Genomic DNA, 3,652 nt, shown 5'->3' on the forward strand with positions numbered 1-3,652 from the left:
ATCCTCCATAAACTGTTGGACAAAACAGTCCTTATTTAAAGAGAGTACTTCAGGCCTGATTGACATTGTTGATTTATCAACTTAAATTAATCTTTCTAAAATAATTAAGGAAAGAGAGAAAATTAAAAAATCCAACTTAATCCAATCAGCTTAAGTTGGTAAATTAGTAATGTCAATCAGGCCTGAAGTACTCTCTTTAAATAAGGACTGTTTTGTCCAACAGTTTATGGAGGATTACAGAAGCCAACATAATTATTAAAATAACATCTATGTGTCCGGGAGGTATTGGAGGATTACATGCATTGAGATTTATTTTTAAAATTTAAAATATCATTAACCAGTGTTATTTATACTGTTTTTCTGTGATTTTACGATTCTCGGCGAGGGGGAATTTCGAACCCTATTTGCTGTTGCAATACTGTTAACTTCACGAGCTTTGAAGAATTAACAAAATCAACTGTTTTATTACCACAGAATGTGGTCCAAATAATGGAGTTTGGTTAAGTACTGATGGGAATCTTTATATAAAACACATTCCCTTTTGGTTTATTCGGTTTCACACCAACTTCGGCATTGTGTGCATCGGCAATACGCTTTACAATTGCTAAACCCAAGCCACGACCTCGCTTTTCACCCTCTTCCAGTTGGACACTACGAGTAAATACAGCTTGGCGTTTGTCTTCGGGGAGTGTTTCACCAAAATCTTTCACATTAATTGTAAGAGAGCTATCAACCTCTTCGCTGTTAATTAATATCTTCTTTCCATTAGATGCATACTTTACAGCATTACTGATATAGTTTTTGAATACCTCAGAAATGATTGGATTTGCCCGTATATTAAGTTTTTGGGGTAAATCTGTCGCCAAAGTCATACCATGATCATCTAATGTGGGCTTCCATTCTATTGCGATCTCCCTCAATACTTCGGCTAAATCAAGTTTATCAAACTTAATCTCTTCACCCAAAGCGACATGTGATAGTACTGTTGCATTATCTATTACTTTCAACAAGCTATTACAACTATTTATTATTACTTCTAGCATTTCATTCCCTGGTAGCTCCTCCATCATCATATCTGACATTCCACTGATTACTCCAGCAGGATTCTTTAGATCATGTGCAATTACATCCAATAACATTTCTTTTAACGAGTTAGCGTTGTAAAGTGCTTCTTCTGCCCGTTTTCGATTAGTAATGTCACGATAAATACCGTAAAAGGCCAATTTTCCATCATTAAACTTCACTGGAGTGCAGATAATCAACACTGAAACTGCCGTACCGTCTTTCCGAATCCTGATTGTTTCTTTTTCCACACGTTTCCCAATTAAGTTAGTGGCCGTTATTTGTAGTGCTTCTTCATGCAACTCCTCATTTGTCAGCAATAAATCTATATTCTCACCTAATACCTCTTCTCCATAACCAAACAATTTCGTGAATTCCTTATTAATCCGTTGGATATCACTCTGGTCGTCAAAAACCGCAATTGCCAGCGGTGTACTTTCTATAAGTTCTGCAAGGTAAGCCTTTTCAATGCTCAGCGCTGTCTCAACTTTCTTCCGATCGGTTTTGTCACGTACGATGCCTTGGAATCCGGTGATCAAATCTCCATTGGTTATTAGTGTAATTGACTGTTCAACCCACTTCTCCTCTCCGGCTCGATTAACCATTAGAAATTCGAGGAGCGTTTCATTCACATGCTCTTGTATTTGCTTCTGGTAGAATAACTGAACTTGCTCCTTCCATTCTGCATGAATCAGGTCCGTGAAGTGTGTTCCGATAAGCTTTTCTTCCGAATATCCGCTAAATCTTTGACCAGGGGGATTAATATATGTGCAATACCCTTGGAAATCGGTAGTAAAAATGAAATCACTTGTTTCCTCAATGATTTGCCTGTACTTTTTTTCTGATTCACGGATATCCTTAATTTGTTCTTCAATCTTATGTTCAAGATTTCTAGAATAATTCTTTAATTTATTTCTAGAATCTCTCAAATTTTCCGTCATATAATCGAAGGAATCGGCCAACTCTCCTATTTCATCATTCCGCTTGACGCCCGAAATAATATCAAGATTTCCTTTTGCAACTAATTTGGTCCTGTTCACCAGAGTAGTAATTGGGTGAGTCATGCGGATTGTAAAAATGTAGATAAAAAGTGTACCAATTATAATAATAATTACTATTCCTGAAAAAAAAGATTTAATATCAGACTTTATTTGTGTGTCAACATGCACCAAACTGGATGTAATGGCAATAATCGCCATTACATCTCCTACTTCAATATCATCTTTTACATGACACGTAACGCACTCTGTCTCTGCTTTCATTGGAACCAGTGTTAAGAGGTTTTTCGAAAGTCCCATATCAATAATACTTGACATCAATTTACCATCTGCAATTACTTGTTTTTCCAAATCGATTGAAATGTAAGGGCTGCTTTCAGGATTATTTTTAAGCAACTTAGGATTTCGAACAAATTTCCTATTGATCTCATGTTCTAATGGTTTTTCATAATAATTTTCTCGAGCAAGATTATGTGACCCTGTAAACAACATTGTACTTTTCCAGGAATTGGAAAGATTCTCCCCTATACGAATCCACAAATCTTTCTCATGTTCAATGTGCTGAGAAGATTCCCTTATACCGATAAAGATAGCTAAAATGATACTGCCCAAAATAAATATTGAAACGATAGGAAATATAAGTTTTGTGCGGATTTTCATTATATGGTATTTTGTTGTTTTAACAAGCTAAATCTAATCTAATCGTTCCTGATGTTGTTTTTTTCCAGTTAGAACTTTTACTAATTCTGATTTAAAAACTGTAATACTCCAATACATTTTCATAATTATTGGCATCCATCGTTTTACTTAAACAGATTCCGTACATGCTTAGGACTTCAAACAAATTTAATTGATCGCGCTTCAACTCTTCATCTGAGGAATGAACTGCAAATCCAGTAATTGCCTGAATAATATTTATTTTCCCGATTCAGAATCATTGCAAGTATGAGAGTAAATAGTCGTCTTTTCATGGGTTACTCTTTAACAAAATCCGGAAAAAATCCCAGGGGTTTGATTTTTTAAGTGTAAATATATCTTCATGTCTTTTAATTATTATTCTTCAAATACAAGTAAAAATTACAAATTATTGTGGAATTGTAATAAGTTTATCTATATATGTTTATTAATTATGAATTGGACTTAGTATAAAAAGGTTTACAAAGAGTTAAACAACGATATTCCAGCTATGCCAAAGAGTAATTAGATATCATATGCGAACTTATTCATTTATAGCATTCTTAATATACTAATTCACTTTTGTACACTTTTCCGTCACAATCCAAATTTTGTCGACGAGAACGCAATGGACTTTCTCCGTATTGACAGCAAAATAAACAACAACAAATAACTATAAGTAAATAGTACAACCAATTGTATAATAAGTATTTATAGTAAATAGTGGATCATTGGCTACTCCATTCAGTTTTAATTCTATACATGTCAAGTAATCAGAATTTCTTCATTTATGGTTCAACATCACATCCTCATAAGTATAATAAAAACAATATATCAATCTCACCTACCGTACTGATTTTCAATTTCTAAAAATAAAATGTGTATTTTTTCGTCACTAAAATTATTTTGTCGACGGG

The 3,652-nt window shown here is 34.0% G+C and carries 1 protein-coding gene; it reads right to left on the reverse strand.

Annotation, left to right across the window (positions count from 1 at the left end):
• Positions 1–500: 500 nt before the first annotated feature.
• On the reverse strand, positions 501–2,720 hold the full coding sequence (locus HOG71_16100) for a PAS domain S-box protein (GenBank protein MBT5992369.1): 2,220 nt from the start codon (positions 2,718–2,720) through the stop codon (positions 501–503).
• Positions 2,721–3,652 lie beyond the last annotated feature (932 nt).

This window comes from Bacteroidota bacterium (genome assembly GCA_018698135.1).
Taxonomy (GTDB): Bacteria; Bacteroidota; Bacteroidia; order CAILMK01; family JAAYUY01; genus JABINZ01.

Coding starts and splice junctions, on each gene's coding strand:
- HOG71_16100 (MBT5992369.1), bottom strand. CDS start 2,720: ATGAAAATCCGCACAAAACTTATATTTCCTATCGTTTCAATATTTATT.